Here is a 21,458-nt window from a genome sequence, read left to right as displayed (position 1 = left end):
ACTGTGCGTGTGAGCCTTTGTTGTGTGTAATTGTCTGTTTTGTGTTTTTCATCACTTTCAGCCCCGCCTAGTGCGGGGCTTTTTTATGCATTTGGGGTGCAATGTGCCAAGCCACGCCGTTTTTAGCGGCGCAATGGCCGGGAAATGGCCCGGAAGTGCCAAATTCAGGTTGAGACAGCGCCCGTAATAAGGGATCATATCCGGCTTGACGGCGGGGGGATGAGGGTGCCAGCCGGCACAACTTCCGCCAGTGACGCTTTTTTGAGGTGAGCCATGAGTCAGGCGAACAGCCCAACTAACTTTATTCGTCAGATCATTGATGAAGATCTGGCCAGCGGTAAGCACAGCAGCGTGCATACCCGTTTTCCGCCCGAGCCGAACGGTTATCTCCATATCGGCCACGCCAAATCAATCTGCCTGAACTTCGGCATCGCCCGCGACTATCAGGGCCAGTGCAACCTGCGTTTCGATGACACCAACCCGGTGAAGGAAGATATCGAGTACGTAGAGTCCATCAAGCAGGACGTACAGTGGCTCGGCTTCCAGTGGAACGGCGAGATCTGCTACTCCTCCGACTATTTCGACAAGCTGCACGGCTACGCCATCGAGCTGATTGAAAAGGGTCTGGCCTATGTGGACGAGCTGACGCCCGAGCAGATGCGCGAGTACCGTGGCACCCTGACTGAAGCTGGCAAGAACAGCCCGTTCCGAGATCGCAGCGTGGAAGAGAACCTGGCGCTGTTTGCCAAGATGAAGAACGGCGAGTTCGCCGAAGGCACCGCCTGCCTGCGCGCCAAGATCGACATGGCATCCCCCTTCATGGTGATGCGCGATCCGGTTATCTACCGCATCAAGTTTGCCCACCACCACCAGACCGGTGACAAGTGGTGCATCTACCCGATGTATGACTTCACCCACTGCATCTCGGACGCGCTGGAAGGGATCACCCACTCCATCTGTACCCTGGAGTTCCAGGACAACCGTCGCCTGTACGACTGGGTGCTGGACAACATCACCATCGACTGCCATCCGCGTCAGTACGAGTTCTCTCGTCTGAACCTCGAATACACCGTCATGTCCAAGCGCAAGCTGAACCTGCTGGTGACCGAGAAGCACGTCGATGGTTGGGATGACCCGCGCATGCTGACCGTCTCCGGTCTGCGTCGTCGTGGTTACACCCCGGCCTCCATCCGCGAGTTCTGCAAGCGCATCGGCGTCACCAAGCAGGACAACATCGTCGAGATGAGCATGCTGGAAGCCTGCATCCGCGAAGACCTCAACGAGCATGCGCCGCGCGCCATGGCCGTGCTGCATCCGGTGAAAGTGGTCATCGAGAACCTGGCTGCCGACGAAGTGCTGACAGCCCCGGCCCACCCGAGCAATGCCGAGATGGGTACCCGCGAGCTGAACTTCACACGCGAGATCTTCATCGATGAAGCGGACTTCAAAGAAGAGGCGAACAAGCAGTTCAAGCGTCTGGTGCTGGGCAAGGAAGTGCGTCTGCGCAATGCCTATGTGATCAAGGCCGAGCGCATCGAGAAAGATGCCGATGGCAAGGTCACCTGCATCTACTGCTCCTACGACCCCGAGACTCTGGGCAAGGATCCGGCCGATGGCCGCAAGGTGAAAGGGGTGATCCACTGGGTCAGCGCCACTCACTCCCTGCCAGCGGAAGTGCGTCTTTACGACCGTCTGTTCAAGGTGCCGAACCCGGGCGCCGAGGATGACTTTGAAGCTGCGCTGAACCCGGAATCCCTGGTGATCATCGAGGGGGCCCGTGTCGAGGCATCCCTGAAGAACGCCAAGCCGGAGCAGGCTTACCAGTTCGAGCGTGAAGGTTACTTCTGCGCCGACAACAAGCTCTCCAGCCCGGAGCATCTGGTGTTCAACCGCACCGTTGCCCTGCGTGACTCCTGGGGCAAAGTCGAAGGCTAAGCCGATGGGGCAGGGGAGACCCTGCCCTGTGCGATGCCAACGGCCTGCGCCGGACAATAAAAAGCCAGCTGATGCTGGCTTTTTATTGTCCGTTATCTGCAAGTCACGGGCGACTTATTCGTCGTGCTTGCACTCACCTGTTGCACAGTGACCGTAGAGGTAGAGGCTGTGGTTGGTGAGACGGATATTGAATTTCTTGGCGATCTCGCGCTGGCGCTGTTCGATCACTTCGTCGGAGAACTCGATCACCTTGCCGCAGTCAAGGCAAACCAGGTGGTCGTGGTGCTCCTGAGTGGCCAGCTCGAATACCGACTTGCCACCTTCGAAGTGGTGACGGGTAACGATACCGGCATCATCAAACTGGTTGAGAACGCGATAGACGGTAGCGAGACCAATCTCTTCACCCAGGTCGATCAGTCGTTTATAGAGATCTTCGGCGCTGGTGTGCTGGCAGTCCGGCTGTTGCAGGATTTCCAGGATTTTGACCCGGGGCAAGGTGATCTTGAGCCCGGCCTTTTTTAACGCTTGGTTGTTGTCTGCCATATTCTACTTATTCGCATTCTCGAAGGTGGGGTTATTCTGATGGACTGCCGCAGGAATGGCAACCTTGAACTCGCTTGGCCTGTCATTATAGGTCGTAGCCTCCCTAAAAATAAACCCAGCAATTCAAGGGGTTTAGCCATAAATGGCCGGTTGGATTGAAATAATCAATCGTGTCGTCCGACTTGCTGGCATGGCAGATGTTGATAAGATGTAACTTTCATATTCTGGTCGGATGAGATCCATGGATTGGCTTTTTGACAATGCGGCCTGGGTGCGCCGCGCACTCAACGCCTGGCCCCCTTTCTGGGGCGCCGGTATCAAGATAGAGACCCTGAGCGATGACTTTCGCTACTGTCGGGTTACCCTGAAATCCCGCTGGTGGAACAAGAATGCCAACCGCACCCAGTTTGGCGGCAGCATGTTTGCCATGACTGACCCCATCTATCCTCTGATGCTGATGGGCTACTTCAAGAATCGCTACTACGTCTGGGACAAGGCGGGCAGCATCAACTATATCAAGCCGGGCAAGGGCAAGCTGGTGGCCGAGTTCAACCTGACCGAGGGCAAGCTGGCCGAAATCGTGGCGGCGACTGAAGGTGGCAACAAGCACTTCCCCGAATTCGAGGTCACGGTACAGGACAAGAGCGGCGAGCTGGTGGCGCAGGTCAAGCGCACCCTCTATGTGCGAGCCAAACCGGAGCACAGAGGTGAATAACAAGGGAGAATAAAGGCAAGCATCGCCACTTGCAGATACAACAAGGGCCCCGTCGGGGCCCTTGTTGTCAGAGGTATGAGGGGAAGCGGATTACTCCAGCTCGCCCAGGCACATCTCTTCGTGCAGCTGCTTGCACCAGCCCTTGACGCGCTCGGCGGTCAGCTCCGGCTGGCGATCTTCATCGATACCCAGACCGACAAAGTGCTTGTCATCGACCAGTGCCTTGGAGGCTTCGAACTCGTAGCCGGCAGTCGGCCAGTGACCGATGATGATGGCGCCTTTTGCTTCGACGATGTCGCGCAGGGTGCCCATGGCGTCGAGGAAGTACTCGGAATAGTCTTCCTGATCACCGCAACCGAAGATGGCGACCAGCTTGTTGGTGAAGTCGATTTCGCCCAGATCGGGGAAGAAGTCGTCCCAGTCGGCCTGGGCTTCGCCGTAGTACCAAGTCGGGATGCCGAACATCAGCAGATCAAAGCTCTCAATGTCGGCCTTGCTGCTCTTGGCGATGTCACGGACTTCAATCAGGTTTTTGCCCAGCTCTTTCTGGATCATCTTGGCGACAGCTTCGGTGTTACCGGTATCGCTGCCAAAAAACAGACCTACACTTGCCATAGTGTTTAGTTACCCGTATTTGGTGTTAATGCTCAACGCTCAGACTGCAATGTCCACCGCAAAGGCGGACTCAATCTGTTGTTTCAGGATAGATTGGATCAGCTCGGCTCGGCTGATGTTCTGTTGTAACGCAAGTTGGTTCAGGCGCTCCAGCAACTCGGCCTCCACCTTTAACTCTACCCGCTTCAGCCCATTTTCCCGATCGCGCTTAAGCTGGTTACGCTTGTTGATCTTGAGCTGGGTCTCGCGGGGGAGTGGATTGGTCTTTGGCCTGCCGGGGCGCTTCTCATTTGCGAACAGATCCAGTGTTGTTCGATCAGTTTGCTGTTTGGCCATACATCACAGATGAAAATAAGTTAGCCGAGTCCTGAGCCTTCCCAGCCCAGTTCGATCAGCCCCTTGGCGACAAAACCCGCACAACCCAGAAACAGTACCAACCAGACGATAAAACGACCGAAACGGGGCACGTTGCCGCGCTTGAGCACGTCCTGAATGGCCAGGCCAATCAATATGAAAATGGCCACAAAGAATAACTTGAGGCCCAAACTTTCGATCAGGTCGATATGTTCACTTAGCATGGATTGCGCACACTCCTTATGACGGGCGCACTATATCACAAAGGATTTGAAACTGTTAACCGCCTGTCGACAGGAAATCCACAACCAATTTGTTGAACAGAGCCGGTTTTTCCGCATGCAGCCAGTGGCCGGTACCCGCGATGACACGCACCTTTGCCGCCGGGAATTGGGCCAGTGCCGTCTCGCTGTATTGGGGCTGCATATAGTCAGAATCCCCCCCTTTGATAAAGAGCACCGGCCCCTCGAAGCGGCGTTTATCCGCTGGCCAGCCCATGATGTTGGCGTAGTTTTGCTCAAGGGCGGGCACATTGAAGCGCCAACCCCAGCCATGCTCGCCTTTGGCGAAGGATTTGAGCAGGAACTGGCGTACCCCGGCGATCTCGATGTGCTGCGCCAGCATGGCTTCCGCTTTACTGCGGCTTTGCGGCGGCGTGCGCAGTGTGGCGTTGAGTCCGGCGAACACATTCTGGTGGCGGGAGTGGGGATAGGCGACCGGCGCCATGTCGGCCACCACCAGCTTGGTCACCCGCTCAGGCGCCAGCTTGGCGACCTGCATCGCCACCTTGCCGCCCATCGAGTGGCCAATCAGGGTCGCTTCGGCAATCTCCAGCCGATCCATCAGGGTGAGGATATCGGCCGCTTGTGCCGGATAGCTCATCTCGCTGCTATGAAAGGAGGCGCCGTGGTTGCGCAGATCGACGCTGATGACCCGGTACTGTTCGCATAGGGCTCGGGCCAGCAGGCCGAGGTTGTCGAGGCTGCCAAACAGGCCGTGGATCAGAATGACCGCCGGGCCCTGACCCTGCTCCTTGAAGTTCAATATGCTGTTTTGTTGCAAAATGACACCTTGTCGGTCGTGGGTGCGTATCGCTGTTTTATTTAACGCACTGGAAAGAAAAGGATTTCGTCCAATGGATTGGGATTTTATGTGGTTTTTTTTCTAAAAAATCCTGTCCGGATCGGCTATCAGTGCGGCTGATCACACACTTGGCCCGCTATTATGCCGTATTCTCGATGAGATTCATGTACATCTGCCAGCCCCTTGCTTGGGCTGTCGGGTTTGCCTATGTATAATCGCCGCATCCGAATTTCGACGAGTCCAGCGCATCCCTATGAAAACCATCGAGCTTGATGACGATCTCTACTTCTATATCGCCAGCCAGACCCGGCACATTGGTGAGAGTGCCTCCGATATCCTGCGCCGTCTGCTGGAACAGCCTGCTCACCAAGGTGTGCCGGTTGCCGAGCCCGTTACCGTCGCGCAGCCCAGTGCGGTAGCCACCCGACAAGGGCTGCAAGCCCTGCTCGATTCCGGTGAACTGCAAAAAGAAGAGAAGTCCATCAACCGCTTTATGCTGGTGCTGAGTACCCTCTACCGGGATAACCCGGAAGGCTTTACCCAGGCCACCGAAATCAAGGGGCGCAAGCGCGTCTATTTCTCGCAGGATCCCGAGGCTCTGCGTGCCAGTGGCAGCACCACCAAGCCCAAGCCGGTACCGGAGACCCCGTTCTGGGTGATCACCAACACCAACACCAGCCGCAAGCAGAATATGGTGGCCCAGCTGATGGCCAGCATGGGCTATGGCGAAGAGGTGATCGCGCAGGTGTGTGGCGCAATTTAACGATTCTTCAAGACTCAGGCCTTGCCCGGCAAGGCCGCCATTACGCAAGGAAAACGCCATGGCTCAGCATTCCCACGCCGGTCAGCCGGCCCGTTTAAGCGACCTGACCAATATTCCCCGTCTGGTCAGCGCCTACTACCTTAACAAGCCGGACATGAGCCGCCCCGAGCAGCGGGTGGCCTTTGGTACCTCCGGCCACCGTGGCAGCGCCTTGCACAGCGCCTTTACCGAATCCCATATTCTGGCGGTGACCCAGGCGCTGGTGGAGTATCGCCAGCAAGCCGGCATTACGGGCCCGCTGTTTGTCGGCATGGATACCCACGCCCTGTCCGAATCCGCTTTTGCCAGCGCCGTCGAAGTGCTGGCGGCCAACGGCGTCGAGACCCGCATTCAGGCTGGCCTCGGTTTTACCCCGACCCCGGTCATCTCTCACGCCATCCTGCGCCATAACGCGGGCAAGCCTGCCGCGCGCGCCGACGGTGTGGTGATCACCCCGTCCCACAACCCGCCGGAAGATGGTGGCTTCAAGTACAACCCGCCCCACGGTGGCCCTGCCGAAGGGGAGATCACCAAGTGGGTGGAGGACCGTGCCAACGCCATTCTGGAAGCGGGTCTTGCTGGCGTGAAACGGATGCCGTTCGCCGAGGCGCTCAAGAGCCCGTTCGTGGTCGAGCACGACTATGTCACCCCCTATGTGGATGATCTGAAGAACGTGCTGGACATGGATGCCATCAAGAACGCGGGCATCAAGATCGGTGTCGATCCGCTGGGCGGATCCGGCGTCGCCTACTGGGACGTCATCGCCAAGACCTATGGTCTGAACATCGAGGTGGTGAACTACAAGGTCGATCCGACCTTCTCCTTCATGACCCTGGATAAAGACGGCAAGATCCGGATGGACTGCTCCAGCCCGTTCGCCATGGCGAGCCTGATTGCCCTCAAAGACAAGTTCGACATCGCCCTTGGCAACGACCCTGACTACGACCGTCACGGCATTGTCACCAAGTCCGGCCTGATGAACCCGAACCACTATCTGGCGGTGGCAATCCAGTATCTGTTTACCCATCGCACCGGCTGGTCTGCCGATGCGGCCGTTGGCAAGACGCTGGTCTCCTCGTCCATGATCGACCGGGTGGCCGGCGAGATTGGCCGTACCCTCAAAGAGGTGCCGGTCGGCTTCAAGTGGTTCGTGGATGGCCTCTACAGCGGCGAGTTCGGTTTTGGTGGTGAAGAGAGCGCGGGCGCCTCCTTCCTGCGCAAAGATGGCACCGTCTGGACCACCGACAAGGATGGCTTCATTCTGGCGCTGCTGGCAGCGGAAATTCTGGCGGTCACCGGCAAGGATCCGCAGGCCCACTACGACGCGCTGGAAGCCAAGTTCGGCCGCTCCAGCTACCGCCGTATCGACGCACCGGCCAACAGTGCCCAGAAAGCGGTGCTCTCCAAGCTGGATCCTGCTCTGGTGGAAGCCTCAACTTTGGCGGGTGAGCCCATCATCGCCAAGCTGACCAAGGCGCCGGGCAACGATGCCGCCATCGGCGGCCTCAAGGTGGTGACCGAGAACGGCTGGTTCGCGGCGCGCCCCTCTGGCACTGAGTCCATCTACAAGATCTACATGGAGAGCTTCAAGGGCGACACGCACCTCGACCTCATCCAGCAAGAGGCTCAGCAGATCGTCTCTGCTGCGCTGGCCAAAGCAGGTGTATAAGCCACCTTCCAGTCGCTGACCGTTGACAAAAAAGAGGAGCCGAAGTGGCTCCTCTTTTTTATGCGCGGGTTGAGGTGTTCTGGTGTTTACGCCTCGTTACAGATCCCTGTACTCGCTCGGCGAGCTTGCCAACGTTTGAAAAAGGGGCGTGCTGGCAGCTTCATCAGGAACAGGGAGAGCAAGATCACCCCGATGCCGATCCACTGGCTGACATCCAGGGTTTCACCCACCATCAATACCCCAAGCGACACAGCCATCATGGGATTGGTGAGGGCCAGCATGCCCATCACCTCCGGGCCGTGGTGCTTTAATCCCCACAACCAGGCCCAGTAGCCCAGCGCGGTGTTGAGCAGGATCAACCAGAGCAATCCCGGCGCACTGGCCGGATCCGGCAACGGCATTGGGCCAGCCAGCCACCAGGCGAGCGGGATCAGCATCAAGCCCCCAAGCAGCAATTGCCAAGCGGTCAGCGCCAGCAGATCGTTTACCGGCCAGTGGCGCATCCAACGGCTGGATTGGCCGATCAGCACTGTGGCCAGCATGGCGCATGCAACTCCGACAGGATCCAGATTGGCAGAGGGGTTGAGCAACAGTAATACCCCAGCCAGCCCCATCAATCCCAGCAGTAGCCATTTCAGGCTTGGTCGTGTGCCATCTTGCAACCAGGCCAGTAGCATCAGCACCAGCGGTAGGGTGGCACCAAGTGTACCTGCTACTGCCCCCGGCAGCCGGAAGGCCGCCACAAACAGCAAAGCGAAGAAGGCGGCAATGTTGCAAAACGCCAACAGGAACTGCTTGCCCCAGGGCAGAGGCGGCATGCGCGGATGTAACAGTAACAAGAGCAGCCCGGCAGGCAGTGCTCGCCATACGGCAACCCAGTAGGGTGAGTAGTCAGTCAGGTAGAGGCTGACGACAGCATAGGTGCTGCCCCAAAGCAGTGGAGCCAGCAAGGCGATCAGCATTGGCATTATTTATCTCTTTGAAAAGTATCTTCAAGTGAAGATAAATTAGCGCCAAATTGATTTATCATCAAGTATCTCGATATGAAGATAAGTAGTTGGCGATGGAATCAGATCATGTAGACCTGCTGCTGGCTCAGTGGGCCCGGCAGCGACCGGATCTCGACTGTTCTCCTATGGGGGTGCTGGGTCGGGTAGCCAGGATGGCGGCAATTGCCGGTCGTGAGGTGAGTGAAGAGCTCAAGGAGTGCGGCTTGCTTGGCACGGACTTCGACATTTTGGCGACCCTGCGTCGGTCGGGTGAGCCACTGACGCCGACAGTGCTCTACCAATCGGCCATGTTGAGTTCTGGTGCCATGACGGCCCGGCTCGACAAGCTGGCCGAGCGGGGACTGATAGAGCGGCAAGCGGCGCCCAGCGATCGGCGCAGCCTGCTGGTCTGCCTCACCGAATCGGGCAAAGCGCTTATCGACCGAGCGGTTGAGCTGCACGTGGCCAACGAGCGTCGCCTGCTGGCGCCACTGACCGAGGCGGAGCAGGCTCAGTTAGCGGCACTGCTCAAACGCTGGTTGCTGCAAAACGAATAACAAAAACGGGCCAGCAGGCCCGTTTTTGTTGGCAAATCAGTGCTTGACTCAGTAACCGCCTTTGGCCTCTTTCACCGCCAGCCCCAGCTGCCACACCGCCATGGCGTAGTGGGTGCTGTGGTTGTAGCGGGTGATGGTGTAGAAGTTGGGCAGGCCGTACCAGTATTGGTAGCCGGTGCCGACATCGAGGCGCAGCAGGCTCGCTTCGCTGTGGTTGCCCAGGCTGCTGGTGGGGGTGAGCCCTGCGCGGCGCAGGGAGGCCACCGGGTAGCGGGTCTGGAAGCCATGCTCATAGCCGGGCAGTTGGCCCTGACCGCGCACCGCCACCGGTTGGCCTTTCTCCCAGCCGTGGGCCTTGAAGTAGTTGGCGACGCTGCCGATGGCATCTACCGGATCCCACAGGTTGGTGTGGCCGTTGCCATCAAAGTCCACCGCATAGCGCTGGAAGCTGGAGGGCATAAACTGGCCGTAGCCCATGGCGCCCGCATAGGAGCCCTTGGGTTCGGTGGGATCCATCCCCTCGTCGCGGGTCATCACCAGGAAGGCTTCCAGCTCGCTGGTGAAGAACTCGGCGCGGCGCGGATAATCAAATGCCAGAGTGGCCAGCGCATCCAGAATGCGGGTCTTGCCCATCACCCGGCCCCAGCGGGTCTCCACCCCGATAATGCCGACGATGATCTCCGGCGGCACCCCGTAGATCTGCTCCGCTCGGTTCAGCTCGCTTGCGTATTCACGCCAGAAGTTGACGCCATTCTGTACGTTGTCCGGGGTGATGAACTTGGCGCGATAGCGGTTCCAGGCGCCGGTCGGGCCGGTGGGCTTGGCGGTAGTCGGCGCCTGGGCATCCATCAGGCGGATGATCCAGTCGTAACGCTCTGCCTGTGCCAGCACCTGATGCAGCTGGGCGTTGTCAAAACCGTGCTTCTCGACCATTTTCTGGACGAACCGATCCACGTTGGGGCGATTGGCGAAGTCCCCCTTGCTAACCCCTTGTGTATAAACGGGTTTGCTCGATGGAGCTTGATTGATAAAGGCGCTCTTGGGCTGGGGGACGACCACGGGCTTTGGCGCGGGGGCGCTGCTGCAGCCACCGAGCAGGGGGAATAACGACAGAGTGAGAAGAGAGGCAAGGCGACGCATAGGGTTCTCAAAGAGACTGATAAAAGTGTCGTCATGGTAAAACATTGCCATCCCCGTGCAAGTGTTCCGTGCGCCTTGTTTGCCGCCAATTCATCGTGCGATGGATTAGCCCTTCTGTGAGGGCTGTGCTGGTTAGCGCTCGGGGGGACGCAGGGTGTGGTAACCGCTCCAGAGCCGGGTCAGGGTGGTGATGGCGCAGAGCAGGGCAAAGCCGTAGGCGAGCGGGGCGAAGGCGGCGGGCCACAGGCACATCAGCACAAAGAGCGCGATGGTCTCGCTCCCCTCGGTGAGGCCGCCCAGATAGTAGAGAGATTTATGGTGGTAGACCGGATTATCGATCCCCCGCTTGCCCGCCATGATAGCAAACGCCAGAAAGCTCGAGCCGGTACCCATAAAGGCAAATAGCAGGGTGGCGGCGGGCAGCGCATTGGCGGGGGCGGCGAGGGCAAAGCCCAGCACCACGGCGGCGTAGAAGATAAAGTCGAGCGTGATGTCGAGAAAGCCGCCGCAGTCGGTGATGCCGGTTTCCCGCGCCACGGCGCCATCGAGCCCGTCCAGCAGCCGGTTGAGCAGGATGGCCGCGAGTGCCCACTGATAGCCGCCAAAGGCCAGCAGCGGCAGCGCCAGCATGCCGATGGCAAAGCCGGTGAGGCTCACCTGATTGGCACTGATCCCCGCACGGCAGAGCGGTTTGGCAAGCTGGGTGAGGGGGCTGCGGATCACGGGGATCAGATGGCGATCAAACAAGGTGAACATTCCTCGGTTAACAGTGGCATTCGGTGAGGTTGAGTATGGTGCCCGGCGCGTCTTCCGCATCGTGGGTCACCAGGATGGCAGGGATGGCCAGCGCCTTGATCTGCGCGAACACCAGTTCGCGAAAGGCGGCCCGCAGCGGCTTGTCGAGGCGGGAGAAGGGCTCGTCCAGTAGCAGGGCGTCGGGTTCCGCCAACAGTGCCCGCAGCAGGCTGACCCGCGCCCGCTGCCCCCCTGACAGCAGCGGCGGCAGCTTGTCAGCCTGATCTGCCAGTGCGACCTGCGCCAATGCGGCCAACGCCTTTTCCCGCCGCGCGCGTTTTCCCTTGATGATCGCAGGCATGCCGAACATCAGGTTCTCCGCCACCGTCAGATGGTCGAACAGCAGGTCATCCTGAAACAGCATGCCGATGCGCCGTGCTTGCGCAGGCAAGGTGTTGAGTAGCCGCTCGCCGAGCCTTATCTTCCCCTCCAGCCGGATCGGGCCATTTCCTGCCAGCGCGCCGGGCAGTACCCCGGCGAGCCCCGCCAGCAGGGAGCTTTTACCGCAGCCGCTTGGTCCCATCAGGGTCAATACCTCGCCGGGGGCCACTTGCAGGGCAGGGAGTGAAAGCAGCAGATTTTCATCAAGGTAAAGCCGAAGAGGCGTGGTGCTCAGCATATGGTTGTTTCCATCGTGAGAGTTCATCGTGAGCCGCCCCCCTTGAGCGCCGGATTGAGCCGCGCCGGCAGCCAGAGCGCCAGCAGATAGATAACGAGTGGCAACAGCAGTTGCAGCAGGCCGTAGAGCCCCGCCAGCCGCCGGTTGAGGCCGCTGCCGATGGCCACCGCTTCGGTGGTGATGGTGACCACTCTGCCAGCCCCAAACAACAGGGTTGGCAGATACTGGGCCAGACTCACCGCCGCCCCGACGCCGAAGGCAAACAGCAGCGGGCGCGCCAGCAGCGGCGCTTTGACCTGCCACCAGGCTTGCCACGGTGTGGCCCCCAGCAGCAGGGCGCTCTGGGTGATCCGCGGGTCGAACTGGCGATAGGGGCCGTGCAGGCAGAGATAGACATAGGGAAAGACAAACAACAGCTGGCTCCAGAGCACCCAGCCCCAGCCAATGCCGCTGCTTATCGAGTCATGCGCAAGCCAGTCCAACCCGAGCCGGATGCCAAACAGCAGGCTTGCCTGCGGCAGCAACAGCGGCAGGCAGATAAGCCAGAGCGGCCAGGGGCGGCGCCCGGCTTGCGCCTCCAGACTGCACACCGCCATCATCAGTGCCAACAAGCCGCTCACCAGCGCCAGCAGTGCGCTGGTTACCAGCAGTGGCAGCAGGGTTGGCAGCAGATCCAGCCAGTAATGACTGCTCCACTGGCTGGGCCAGAGGGCGGGAAAGGGCCAGCGGCGCGCCAGCGACCAGAGCAGCAGCGCCGCCAGCACCGCCAGATTGAGGGTGATCAGGGTGAAGGCAAAGCCTGCTGCGAGCCGGTTGGCAAAGAAGTGGGGCGCCGCCCGTTTGCCATCGAGCCAGCAGCCTTTGCCCATCTCTTTATGAAGCCACTCCAGTAATCTGAGCAGAGCGATGAGCAACGCCGTGATGGCGAGCAAAAGCAGGGCGCCGCTGGCGGTGGCTCCGCGCCAGAGCAGATCCGGGTCCTGATACCAGAGCCACAACCGCACCGCCAGCGGGGCGGGGGCATCGGGCCCGAGCAGCTGGGCGAGATCCACCACCGCCACTCCGTAGGCCGCCACCGCATAGATGGGCAGGCGCAGGGCGGGCCAGAGTGCCGGTAGCAGCAGACGCCACCAGATCTGGGGGACACTGAAACCGAGGCTTGCCCCCAGCCACTGCTGGCGTGCCAGCTGGATGGGTTGCTGTGCGGCCATCGCCATCAGTAGCAGAAAGGGGGTCTCCTTGAAAACGAGCAGTGCAATCAGCCCGAGCCCCCAAGGGTCGCGAATGGTCTGCCAATCGGGGGGAAGATCAAACCCGGTCAGAGCTGGCGAGAGGAGCCGCAGCAGCCAGCCGGAGGGGGCGAGCAGAAAGGCAAAGCCGATGGCAAAGGCGACGTGGGGCATTGCCAGCATGGGCGAGAGCAGACGGCGGAGCAGCCCGAAAGCCCGGCTGTCGCTGTGGGCCAGCAGCAGGGCTGTCATCAGCAGGCTGCCAAGGGTGGAGGCGGCGCCAATCCACAGACTCAGCGCTGCTGAGTGCCACAGGCCAGGCTGGGCGAGCAGCAAGGCGAGATGAGAGGTGGCCATCCCCTCCGCCAGCAGTTGCCATAGCCCTGCCAGCAGAGGGATAACGAAGAGCGCCAGATAAATGACCGCCATCCCCGTACTCATACTGGGGTGGCGTGTCAACCGGCGCCACGGTCGGGAGCGGGAAAGCGGGTGACCAGCGGCACTCATCAGTGACCGTAACGCTCGGCCCAGGCCGCTTCCAGTTTGAGCTGCCAGCTGGGGTGAGGCTCGGCTACCGCTTTGAAGCGCAGTGCCGGTTGCCCTTTGGCGGAGTCAGGCAGGGCATCGGCCCGCAGCACGCTGGGATCACCCCAGAATGCCGGATTGGCCTTGCGCGCCTGCGCCGCCGGACTTAACAGAAAGTTGGCCACCACTTTAGCTCCCGCACGGGCACTGGCGTTGAAGGGGATGGCGAGAAAATGGCTGTTGGTGAGCGCCCCTTTCTCCATGGCAATCGCCTCCACACTGGGGGGCAGGGCGCCAATCTGGGCGGCGCTTTGCGCCTCCTTTGGATTGAAGCTGATAGCCATGGCCAGTTCGCCATCATCGAGCAGCTGGCGGGTCTCAGCGGCGCTGGTGGGGAACAGTTTGCCCTTGCGCCAGAGCGCCGGATGAAGCTCATCGAGCCAGGCCCAGAGCGGGGCGGTGAGCTTGGCAAAGTTGCTCTCAGTCGCCTCCCGATAGAGGGGGGCGGGGTCTGGCGTCAATTCCAGCAGGATCTGCTTGAGAAAACTGGAGCCATGGAACTGGGGCGGCTTGGGATAGGTGAAGCGGCCGGGATGAGCCTTGGCCCACGCCAGCAGGGCTGATGCCGAGGTGGGCGGGCTGGCGACCTCTTCGGTGTCGACCATCAGATTGAGCTGGCCGATGCCCCAGGGGGCTTCCAGCCCTTCCACCGGCAGGGTGAAGTCCTCACTCACCGGCAGGCTGCTGTCGACCAGTGCCATGTTGGGCAGCTCGGAGGTAAAGGGAGCGCCGAGCAGCCCCTGCTCCTTGAGCACCTTGAAGTTCTCGCCGTTGACCCAGAGCAGATCGATGGGCCCGCCAGCTTGCTTGCCTGCCAGCTTGTTGGCCAGCAGTTGACTGACGCTCTGGGCGATATCATCCACCTTCACCTGCACCAGCTTGACCTGATAGTCGCGCGCCAGCTCCTGCCCGGCCCACACCAGATAGGCGTTGATCTCCGGGCTGCCGCCCCAGGCGTTGAAGTAGACGGTCTGTCCCTTCGCCTCCTCAAGGGTCTGTTGCCAGTTGCCGTCTGGATTGGCCGCCAACAGCGAGCCGCTGGCCAGCAGTGGCAGGGCGCACAGCAGGACATTTAGCCGCTGTTTGAGCTGTGAGTTGAGTTGTGAGAATGGCTTGAGCATAAACGTTTCTCTGGTTGTCAGGCGCCACGGCGCCAGCGGTGATAACGGGCCAGCAACGCCAGTACCCGGGTGGGCTGGTGGGCCCTTTTCCATTCACCCGCCACATATTTGTTCCCCTCCATCAGGGTGGGATAGGCGTGAATGGTGCCGAGGATCTTGCCAAGGCCGAGGCGGTGACGCATGGCGAGCACGAACTCGGCGATCCGCTCACCGGCGTGAGTGCCCACTATGGTGGCGCCAAGGATAGTATCCTTGCCCGGCACGGTCAGCACCTCGACAAAACCGTGGCGCTCCCCATCGGCGATGGCTCTGTCCAGCTCGGCCAGCTCGAAGCGGGTCGCCTCGAAGGGGATCCTCTGCGCTTCGGCCTCCTTGCGATTGAGGCCGACCCGGGCAATCTCCGGCGTGGTGTAGGTGGCCGCCGGAATGACCCGATAGTCGGCCCGAAAGCGCTTGAACTGGCCAAACAGGGCATTGACCGCCGCATACCAGGCCTGATGGGCGGCAAAGTGGGTGAACTGGTAAGGGCCCGCTACGTCTCCCACTGCCAGTATGCTGGGGAAGTTGGTGGCAAGGAAGCCATCGACCGCTAGGGTGCCGCGGGGGGCCAGCTCGACCCCCAACGCTTCGAGCCCGAAGCCGCTGACGTTGGCGACCCGACCCAGTGCCAGCAGCAGTTGATCCCCTTCCACCACTTGTGTCTCATCGCCCCGGCGCAGTTGCAGCCGGATGGGGAGATCCCCCTTGGCTGCGGGCAGATAGTCGGCTCGTTCGGCGCGCCAGCCGGTGAGTAGCTGCACACCATCTCGGCTCATTTGCCCGGCAAGGGCGTCGGCTACCTCTCTCTCTTCGCGGGGCAGCAGTTGCTCCGAGAGTTCCACCAAGGTCACGGGAATGCCGAGCAGGGCGAAGCTCTGGGCCAGCTCGCAGCCGATGGGGCCGCCGCCCAGCACCAGCAGGCGGCGCGGCGGGGTGCGCAGCTGCCAGAGGCTATCCGAGGTGAGGTAAGGCACCTGATCCAGCCCCGGCAGCTTGGGCACCAGCGGCCGAGCGCCAGTGGCGATAACGATATGGCGGCTGGCAAGGCGCTGGCCGTTCACCTCCACCTCCCAGGGAGAGACCAGCCGCGCCTCCCCTTCGATGCATTCCACTCCAAGCCCCTGATAGCGTTCGATGGAGTCGTGTGGCTCGACCTCCTTGATAACCTCCGCTACCCGCTCCATCACGGCGGTAAAATCGGCGCGGGAGTGGCTTGGGCTAAAGCCCAGCTCGTCGGCTTTACGCTGCTCTGCGGCAAAGCGGGCGCTTCGGATCAGCGCCTTGGAGGGGACGCAACCGCTGTTGAGGCAATCGCCCCCCATCTTGTGTTTCTCGATGAGCGCCACCTTGGCCTTCACCGCTGCCGCGATATAGCTGGTGACCAGCCCACCTGCACCGGCACCGATCACCAGCAGGTTGTAGTCGTAGCGAGCGGGTTTGCGGTAGGGGGAGAGCAAGCGGCGCAGCGCGAGCTTGTCGGTCAATTTCTTGACCAGCCAGGGCATCAGCCCCAGCAGGGTCAACGCGACCATCAGGCCGGGGGAGAGAATATTGCCGGTGCTGGTTAACTGGCCAAGCTCGCTGCCCGCCAGCACATAGACGAAGGTGCCGGGCAACATGCCAAGCTGGCTGACCCAGTAGTAGGTGCTGACTCTGATGGGGGTGAGCCCCATCAGCAGATTGACCAGAAAGAAGGGGAAGATGGGGATGAGGCGCAGGCTCAGCAGATAGAAGGCCCCCTCCTTCGCCATGCCGGACTGAAAGGTGGCCAGCTTGTCGCCAAAGCGGGCGGTGACCCAGTCGCGCAGCAGAAAACGAGCGCTGAGAAAGGCCAGGGTTGCGCCTATGGTGCTGGCAAAGGAGACCAGCAGCAGCCCCCAGGCGACGCCGAACACTGCGCTACCACCCAGGGTGAGCAGGCTGGCGCCGGGCAGGGAGAGGGCGGTGCTCAGCACATAGATAAGCACGAACAGCAGGCTGGCCGAGACAAAGTGACTGTCGACCCATTGCGCCACTGCCGCCTGCTGGGCCTGCAAGGCGTCCAGAGTGAGGTAACGGCCAAGATCGAGGGCAAAAAAGGTGCCGATAAGGCTCCCCATCACCAGTGCAAGCAGCAGGCGGGTCCGGTTCATCAGGCGTCCTTGCTGTCTGGCTGGGCAGGGCGTTCCGGTTGCACAGGCAGCTGGCAGAAGCCCTGCGGTGCGATATCGAGGGCGGCGTTGAACTTGGCCGACATGTTCTGGAAGGCGATAAGGCCGGTCAGCTCCACCATGGCATCGTCATCGAACCAGGGCTTGAGGCGGGCCGCCTGTTCATCGCTCACCCCATCGAGGCCAGTCATCGCTTCGGTGTAGTCGAGCACCGCTTTTTCCCGCTCGTCAAACAAGGAGCTTTCGCGCCAGTTGGCCAGCGCCTCCACCTTCTCGCTGGAGCCGGCTCTCTTTACCAGGGTCATGGCGTTGATGTCGACGCAAAAACGACACCAGTTGAGCTGGGAGACCCGCACCGTCACCAGCGAGCGCAGCACGGGATCGATGGGGGAGCGCTTGCGGTTGATGACCCCGTAGAGGGTGGCGACGGCGGCAAAGAGGCGCGGCGAGCGGCCCCAGCACTTGCCCGGAATAAGCACCTGACCATAGTTGCGCTTTTGCAGCCAGAAAAAGGGGCGGATAAACCAGGCATATTCCCGGTCGGGTTTGACCTCAACGCGCATCAGTTACCTTCTTGTTGTTTCACTCTTACGGTTTCAAATTGGGTTTGTAGGCTTGGCCCAACCGCTCGTTCAGGCGGGTCAGGAAATCCTCGATCCGCGCCCGGTTGGTGCCCAGATCGCTTTGCCCCTGACGGGAGGCTGATCGCATATCGATGCGGGTCTCTTTGGGGCCGGCAAAGACCCGCAGCGCCACATCATCCTGAAAGCCGAACCAGCCGGTGGTGACCACTGCATCCAGGCCATCCGGGCTGGGTCGTATCTGCCAGCCCAGCTCCTGCATCAGCTCGTTGGCTTCAATCAGCACTTCGGCAGGAGAGGCCCTGGTAAAGAGAGGACCGGGTTTTGCCTCAACTGCTTTCAGCGGTGCGCTATTTATTGGCAGATCCTGCGCCGTTCTCAGCTCTGCCGCCCAGCGTAGCTGGGGGGGATTGTAGGGATCTGTGCTCACATCGTTGATCAGCGGCATGCGCAGCGCCTGCAGCACAAAGGTCAGCGGTAGCAGCAGTGGCAAGGCGCCAAGGCCGCTGGCATAGCGGTTGCGGCTCCAGGGCAGGCGTACCAGCAAGATCAGGGAGACAAGGGCTCCGATGAGACAGATCGCAAAACCTATCCACCAGGGCCAGAGATGAAAGCGGCTGCCGAGGGCGCCAGCGAGCGGGAGTAACCAGGCCAGCAGGGGCCACAAGCAAGAGCGGGGCATAGCACGGGATCCATCGTCGAATGTGGACAATGCCGAGAAGGATAAACTTAATTGCCTGATAACGTTAGTAAATTGATGAGAGTTTGGCGTGGTTTTGGCCAGTTTTGCGAGGGAATGCAGAGGGAGGTGAAGCCCGCCTGACGGGAGCTTCACCGAGAGAATGGTCAGTTGCGATGACTTAGTTGCGATAGAGCACTTTGATCAGATGAAAACCGAACTTGGTGCGCACCGGCCCCAGCACCTTGAGCAGTTCGCCTTTGAATACCGCATCGTCGAAGGGCTTGACCATATCCCCTTTATTGAACTCCCCCAGATCGCCGCTGCGTTTTGAAGAGGCGCAGGTGGAGAAGCGCTTGGCCATCTGGCCGAAGTCGGCTCCCTTCTCGATCTTCTCCTTGATCTCCAGACACTGTTTTTCGGTCTTGACCAGAATGTGCTGGGCACAGGCTTTTTTCATCGGGGCGCTCCTGGGAGTGATGGCGAAGGTTGTTAACGCCAAGAGTGGTAGCAAATGGGGGCGCAAGAGTACCCCAATTTGCCACCGGCGTCAGCCATCACCCCGCCATTTACCGGCGTTCGTCAGCCCTGTTACTGGCGAGCGCGGGTGGCCAGCATGGCGCGGGGACGCGCTTGCCAGATGATCTCCAGCCCGAGCAGGGCGTAGAGGCTCCAGATGGCCAGCGGATTGAGCCACTCTCCCCCCAGTTGCAGGGTCATCAGAGCGCAACCTGCCAGCAGCAAGGTGAGCCCCGGCAGCCGCCAGTGGACGGGCAGGGGGGCCAGCATCGCCATCCCCAGCAAAATGCCGAGGCCAAACGGCAGGTTCAGGGCGGTAAAGGCCAGCGCCTGTTGGCCACTCATGCCGGTCAGCAGGGCCAGCAGGGCGCTGCAACAGGCGAGGAAGGTGATGAACTCGAGACGATCGGCAATATAGTCAGCCATCTGTTCGCTACGTGCATGCATGATGTGTCTCCTTCAGTTGATGGTTCAAGTGTGAGGGAGGGACGTTCGCAAAGGCAGCGGGATAATTCGATTGCGCTGAACGAGCAATTCTTAATCACCCGCTACGGCGGGCTTTGGCGTGTGCCGGGCTGGTTAAACGGTGAGGGTGGGGCTATGCCGACAAACTCTGTCGTGGTGGGTTTCTGGTTGCAAAGAGAGGAGGAGAGGTGACAAATGGTGCCTGATGGTGGGGTGAGCCTTATTGAGGGCAGGTCAATTCGCTTCCATCGGGAAAGCGGGCGGCGTCATTGTCACCAAAATGTGTGATTTGTGGTCAACCTCTTAAAAGATATGGCGAATTTGCCAATGGTGCTGCGCTGTCGCTGGCCGATGCCTATGTTAGGATAAGGTTCGCCATTTTTCTGGCGCGCATTTTTGTGTCACGGCCATGCCCTGCATGCCGTGCTGCGCCGCATTCGGGGTTGGCCCGAAAGGGCGCTGGTTTCCTTCACCACAGATTCAGGAATATTGACCTTTGACAGGATGCATTTCATCCCTGCTGGCAGGGCGTTCACTGTCCGGCCCTGCGTTTCGCCGCGGCCTGCGGGTACTGGGGGTGGGCCTGTTGCTGTCGCTGCTGGCTTCGCCCGCGTTTGCCGCCAAGCTCACCTATCAGGTCAAGGGGTTGAAAGGGGAGAACAAGGATAACGTTGAAGCCTATCTCAATGCCCTGCCGGTCTATCAGGAGCGGCAATACCGCCCGGCCCGCGCCAAAATCACCGAGAGCGTGCAAAAGGCGCTGCAGGTTTATGGCTATTACCAGCCGAAGATCACCCTGAGTCGCGACAAGAAGACTCCGTCCAAAGTGGTGATTGAGGTGGACAAAGGGGAGCCGGTCATCGTCTCCCGCCTCGATATTCTGCTGGAGGGGGATGCGGGCAGCGACGAGCTCTACAGCGCCCTGCTGGACAAGTTGCCCCTCAAAGAAGGTGAGCCCCTCAATCACGCCAAATATGAATCCATCAAGGCGGATCTGGGCAGCCTCGGGCTGGCCCGCGGTTACTTTGATGCCAAGCTGAGCAAGAGTCAGGTCAAGGTGTTCCCGGACAAGGGGACGGCGGAGATCTTTATTCTGTTCGAATCGGGCCATCGCTACCGTTTTGGCGAGATCCGCTACGATGCCACCCCCGAAGCGCTTCACCTTATTCGCCCGCTTATCAACATCAAGAGCGGTGACCCCTATCTCGCCATCCGGCTGGCCGAAATGTCGCAGGATGTCTCCTCCACCAAGCTGTTCCGTCAGGTCGATATCAAGCCGGTATTAAGCGAGGCGAGCAACTATCGGGTGCCCATCGCGGTGACGCTGGATAACCGGGTCGATCACGAAATCGAGACCGGTATCGGTTATGCCACCGACGTAGGGCCGCGGATGAGTGCCACCTGGGAGAAGCCCTGGGTCAACCGCTACGGCCACCGTCTGTTTGCCACCGCCAAGGTGTCGGCGCCGGAGGCAGAGCTCAGCTTCGACTATCAGATCCCGGTGGGCAACCCGCTGCGGGACTACTACTCCATCCAGACCGGCTACCAGTACAAGGACAACAACGATACCCGCTCCGATCTCACTACCATCGGTGTGCACCGCTGGACGCGGCGGCCGGAGAGCTGGGATCGGGACGTCTTTATCCGGCTGGAGAACGAGATCTATACCCAGGGCGCCGACGAGGGGAACAGCTTGCTGCTGATCCCCGGGGTCTCCTGGTCCCGACTGCGGGTGCGCGGTACTCTGGTGCCCGACTGGGGTGATCGCCAGCAGCTGACGCTGGAGTTCTCCGATCCCAGATGGGGCTCCGACATCAGCTTTATGCGGGTGTGGGGGCGCAGCAAGTGGCTGCGAACCCTCGGCGATAACCACAGATTCCTGATGCGGGCCGAGCAGGGGGCCATCATAGGTGACAGCTTCTCGCTGGTGCCGCCGTCCTTGCGCTTCTTTACCGGTGGCGATCAGACGGTGCGCGGCTTTGGTTACGAGAGCATCTCCCCCACCGGGCCGGATGGCAAGCTGACTGGTGGCCGCTACACCAGCGTGGCCAGTCTGGAATACAACTACCGCTTCAGCGAGAAGTGGCTGGGGGCCATGTTTGTGGATGGCGGCACCTCCACCACCGATTACAGCGAACCCTGGAAAATAGGTACCGGCGTCGGTGTGCGCTGGGTCACCCCCATAGGTCAGGTCAGGCTGGATCTGGCGGTCGGGGTATCGGAGGAGGACAAGCCCTTGCGGCTGCATTTCGCATTGGGGCCTGAATTATGATG

The 21,458-nt window shown here is 60.5% G+C and carries 22 protein-coding genes; 6 read left to right on the top strand and 16 right to left on the bottom strand.

Annotation, left to right across the window (positions count from 1 at the left end):
• The first annotated feature begins 273 nt into the window (after positions 1-273).
• On the top strand, positions 274-1,935 hold the full coding sequence (glnS, locus tag I6L44_RS09260; RefSeq protein ID WP_005334302.1) for a glutamine--tRNA ligase: 1,662 nt from the start codon (positions 274-276) through the stop codon (positions 1,933-1,935).
• A gap of 114 nt (positions 1,936-2,049) precedes the next feature.
• On the opposite strand, the gene fur is transcribed toward glnS, so the two are convergent.
• Positions 2,050-2,478, bottom strand: coding sequence for a ferric iron uptake transcriptional regulator (fur, locus tag I6L44_RS09255; protein ID WP_005334301.1), 429 nt, complete (start codon positions 2,476-2,478; stop codon positions 2,050-2,052).
• Between the two features lie 241 nt (positions 2,479-2,719).
• Here fur and I6L44_RS09250 point away from each other — a divergent pair, with 241 nt between their 5' ends.
• Positions 2,720-3,193: a DUF4442 domain-containing protein gene (locus I6L44_RS09250; protein ID WP_005334300.1), complete on the top strand. Its 474-nt coding sequence runs from the start codon at positions 2,720-2,722 to the stop codon at positions 3,191-3,193.
• A gap of 90 nt (positions 3,194-3,283) precedes the next feature.
• Here I6L44_RS09250 and fldA read toward each other — a convergent pair whose 3' ends face one another.
• Genes fldA through I6L44_RS09230 form a run of 4 tightly spaced genes read right to left on the bottom strand, consistent with a single transcriptional unit; the run spans position 3,284 to position 5,224 of the window.
• Entirely contained in the window at positions 3,284-3,808 is a 525-nt protein-coding gene (fldA, locus tag I6L44_RS09245) for a flavodoxin FldA (protein WP_005334298.1), read from the bottom strand.
• Between the two features lie 39 nt (positions 3,809-3,847).
• Positions 3,848-4,144 (bottom strand): LexA regulated protein, encoded by a 297-nt coding sequence (gene ybfE / locus I6L44_RS09240; RefSeq protein WP_005334297.1) that lies wholly within the window; start codon positions 4,142-4,144, stop codon positions 3,848-3,850.
• Between the two features lie 20 nt (positions 4,145-4,164).
• Entirely contained in the window at positions 4,165-4,386 is a 222-nt protein-coding gene (locus I6L44_RS09235; protein WP_005334296.1) for a DUF2788 domain-containing protein, read from the bottom strand.
• Between the two features lie 55 nt (positions 4,387-4,441).
• The gene (locus I6L44_RS09230) at positions 4,442-5,224 is read right to left on the bottom strand and encodes an alpha/beta fold hydrolase (RefSeq protein WP_254204280.1); all 783 of its coding nucleotides are present in this window, start codon (positions 5,222-5,224) and stop codon (positions 4,442-4,444) included.
• Between the two features lie 274 nt (positions 5,225-5,498).
• On the opposite strand from I6L44_RS09230, the gene seqA reads away from it, so the two are divergent.
• Positions 5,499-6,008 (top strand): replication initiation negative regulator SeqA, encoded by a 510-nt coding sequence (gene seqA / locus I6L44_RS09225; RefSeq protein ID WP_216954159.1) that lies wholly within the window; start codon positions 5,499-5,501, stop codon positions 6,006-6,008.
• 58 nt (positions 6,009-6,066) lie between these two features.
• A complete protein-coding gene (pgm, locus tag I6L44_RS09220; RefSeq protein ID WP_216954158.1) occupies positions 6,067-7,716 on the top strand; it encodes a phosphoglucomutase (alpha-D-glucose-1,6-bisphosphate-dependent) in 1,650 nt (549 codons plus the stop codon).
• Between the two features lie 86 nt (positions 7,717-7,802).
• On the opposite strand, the gene I6L44_RS09215 is transcribed toward pgm, so the two are convergent.
• The gene (locus tag I6L44_RS09215; RefSeq protein ID WP_127006826.1) at positions 7,803-8,684 is read right to left on the bottom strand and encodes a DMT family transporter; all 882 of its coding nucleotides are present in this window, start codon (positions 8,682-8,684) and stop codon (positions 7,803-7,805) included.
• Between the two features lie 95 nt (positions 8,685-8,779).
• Between I6L44_RS09215 and I6L44_RS09210 the strand changes: the two genes are divergently transcribed.
• Positions 8,780-9,262 (top strand): MarR family winged helix-turn-helix transcriptional regulator, encoded by a 483-nt coding sequence (locus I6L44_RS09210; protein ID WP_123173377.1) that lies wholly within the window; start codon positions 8,780-8,782, stop codon positions 9,260-9,262.
• Between the two features lie 48 nt (positions 9,263-9,310).
• Here the strand turns inward: I6L44_RS09210 and mltB are convergent, their stop codons facing one another.
• The 10 genes from mltB to I6L44_RS09160 form a co-directional block, all read right to left on the bottom strand.
• Positions 9,311-10,402 carry a lytic murein transglycosylase B gene (mltB, locus tag I6L44_RS09205; RefSeq protein ID WP_058058116.1) on the bottom strand — a complete coding sequence of 364 codons (1,092 nt, stop codon included), beginning with the start codon at positions 10,400-10,402 and terminating at the stop codon, positions 9,311-9,313.
• A 132-nt stretch (positions 10,403-10,534) separates the two neighbouring features.
• Entirely contained in the window at positions 10,535-11,149 is a 615-nt protein-coding gene (locus I6L44_RS09200; RefSeq protein WP_216954156.1) for a CDP-alcohol phosphatidyltransferase family protein, read from the bottom strand.
• 16 nt (positions 11,150-11,165) lie between these two features.
• On the bottom strand, positions 11,166-11,816 hold the full coding sequence (locus tag I6L44_RS09195; protein WP_216954155.1) for an ATP-binding cassette domain-containing protein: 651 nt from the start codon (positions 11,814-11,816) through the stop codon (positions 11,166-11,168).
• 23 nt (positions 11,817-11,839) lie between these two features.
• Positions 11,840-13,474, bottom strand: a complete 1,635-nt coding sequence (locus tag I6L44_RS09190; RefSeq protein WP_216954154.1) for an ABC transporter permease — start codon at positions 13,472-13,474, stop codon at positions 11,840-11,842.
• Between the two features lie 77 nt (positions 13,475-13,551).
• A complete protein-coding gene (locus tag I6L44_RS09185) occupies positions 13,552-14,751 on the bottom strand; it encodes an ABC transporter substrate-binding protein (RefSeq protein WP_216954153.1) in 1,200 nt (399 codons plus the stop codon).
• A 17-nt stretch (positions 14,752-14,768) separates the two neighbouring features.
• Positions 14,769-16,922: an FAD-dependent oxidoreductase gene (locus I6L44_RS09180; protein ID WP_216954152.1), complete on the bottom strand. Its 2,154-nt coding sequence runs from the start codon at positions 16,920-16,922 to the stop codon at positions 14,769-14,771.
• Positions 16,922-17,503 carry a carboxymuconolactone decarboxylase family protein gene (locus I6L44_RS09175; RefSeq protein WP_005344442.1) on the bottom strand — a complete coding sequence of 194 codons (582 nt, stop codon included), beginning with the start codon at positions 17,501-17,503 and terminating at the stop codon, positions 16,922-16,924. Before I6L44_RS09175 ends, I6L44_RS09180 begins: the two co-directional genes overlap by 1 nt.
• A gap of 25 nt (positions 17,504-17,528) precedes the next feature.
• Positions 17,529-18,203, bottom strand: a complete 675-nt coding sequence (locus I6L44_RS09170) for a DUF1499 domain-containing protein (RefSeq protein ID WP_139406362.1) — start codon at positions 18,201-18,203, stop codon at positions 17,529-17,531.
• 178 nt (positions 18,204-18,381) lie between these two features.
• Positions 18,382-18,660, bottom strand: coding sequence for a peptidylprolyl isomerase (locus I6L44_RS09165; RefSeq protein WP_033136755.1), 279 nt, complete (start codon positions 18,658-18,660; stop codon positions 18,382-18,384).
• Positions 18,661-18,791: 131 nt separating this feature from the next.
• Positions 18,792-19,166 (bottom strand): hypothetical protein, encoded by a 375-nt coding sequence (locus I6L44_RS09160; protein ID WP_139747493.1) that lies wholly within the window; start codon positions 19,164-19,166, stop codon positions 18,792-18,794.
• Between the two features lie 514 nt (positions 19,167-19,680).
• On the opposite strand from I6L44_RS09160, the gene I6L44_RS09155 reads away from it, so the two are divergent.
• A complete protein-coding gene (locus I6L44_RS09155; RefSeq protein WP_005334265.1) occupies positions 19,681-21,456 on the top strand; it encodes an autotransporter assembly complex family protein in 1,776 nt (591 codons plus the stop codon).
• The last annotated feature ends 2 nt before the right edge of the window (positions 21,457-21,458 follow it).

The sequence above is a fragment of the Aeromonas sp. FDAARGOS 1414 genome (assembly GCF_019047065.1).
GTDB classification, from domain to species: Bacteria; Pseudomonadota; Gammaproteobacteria; order Enterobacterales; family Aeromonadaceae; genus Aeromonas; species Aeromonas veronii_A.
The sequence above is the reverse complement of the archived record's forward strand: the minus strand, read 5'-3'. Positions and strand labels throughout refer to the sequence as shown.

Bases quoted from the DNA above. Each gene is read 5' to 3' on its own strand.
- glnS (WP_005334302.1), top strand. From the start codon at position 274: ATGAGTCAGGCGAACAGCCCAACTAACTTTATTCGTCAGATCATTGAT.
- fur (WP_005334301.1), bottom strand. From the start codon at position 2,478: ATGGCAGACAACAACCAAGCGTTAAAAAAGGCCGGGCTCAAGATCACC.
- I6L44_RS09250 (WP_005334300.1), top strand. From the start codon at position 2,720: ATGGATTGGCTTTTTGACAATGCGGCCTGGGTGCGCCGCGCACTCAAC.
- fldA (WP_005334298.1), bottom strand. From the start codon at position 3,808: ATGGCAAGTGTAGGTCTGTTTTTTGGCAGCGATACCGGTAACACCGAA.
- ybfE (WP_005334297.1), bottom strand. From the start codon at position 4,144: ATGGCCAAACAGCAAACTGATCGAACAACACTGGATCTGTTCGCAAAT.
- I6L44_RS09235 (WP_005334296.1), bottom strand. From the start codon at position 4,386: ATGCTAAGTGAACATATCGACCTGATCGAAAGTTTGGGCCTCAAGTTA.
- seqA (WP_216954159.1), top strand. From the start codon at position 5,499: ATGAAAACCATCGAGCTTGATGACGATCTCTACTTCTATATCGCCAGC.
- pgm (WP_216954158.1), top strand. From the start codon at position 6,067: ATGGCTCAGCATTCCCACGCCGGTCAGCCGGCCCGTTTAAGCGACCTG.
- I6L44_RS09215 (WP_127006826.1), bottom strand. From the start codon at position 8,684: ATGCCAATGCTGATCGCCTTGCTGGCTCCACTGCTTTGGGGCAGCACC.
- I6L44_RS09210 (WP_123173377.1), top strand. From the start codon at position 8,780: ATGGAATCAGATCATGTAGACCTGCTGCTGGCTCAGTGGGCCCGGCAG.
- mltB (WP_058058116.1), bottom strand. From the start codon at position 10,402: ATGCGTCGCCTTGCCTCTCTTCTCACTCTGTCGTTATTCCCCCTGCTC.
- I6L44_RS09195 (WP_216954155.1), bottom strand. From the start codon at position 11,816: ATGCTGAGCACCACGCCTCTTCGGCTTTACCTTGATGAAAATCTGCTG.
- I6L44_RS09190 (WP_216954154.1), bottom strand. From the start codon at position 13,474: ATGGCGGTCATTTATCTGGCGCTCTTCGTTATCCCTCTGCTGGCAGGG.
- I6L44_RS09185 (WP_216954153.1), bottom strand. From the start codon at position 14,751: ATGCTCAAGCCATTCTCACAACTCAACTCACAGCTCAAACAGCGGCTA.
- I6L44_RS09180 (WP_216954152.1), bottom strand. From the start codon at position 16,922: ATGAACCGGACCCGCCTGCTGCTTGCACTGGTGATGGGGAGCCTTATC.
- I6L44_RS09175 (WP_005344442.1), bottom strand. From the start codon at position 17,503: ATGCGCGTTGAGGTCAAACCCGACCGGGAATATGCCTGGTTTATCCGC.
- I6L44_RS09170 (WP_139406362.1), bottom strand. From the start codon at position 18,203: ATGCCCCGCTCTTGCTTGTGGCCCCTGCTGGCCTGGTTACTCCCGCTC.
- I6L44_RS09165 (WP_033136755.1), bottom strand. From the start codon at position 18,660: ATGAAAAAAGCCTGTGCCCAGCACATTCTGGTCAAGACCGAAAAACAG.
- I6L44_RS09160 (WP_139747493.1), bottom strand. From the start codon at position 19,166: ATGCATGCACGTAGCGAACAGATGGCTGACTATATTGCCGATCGTCTC.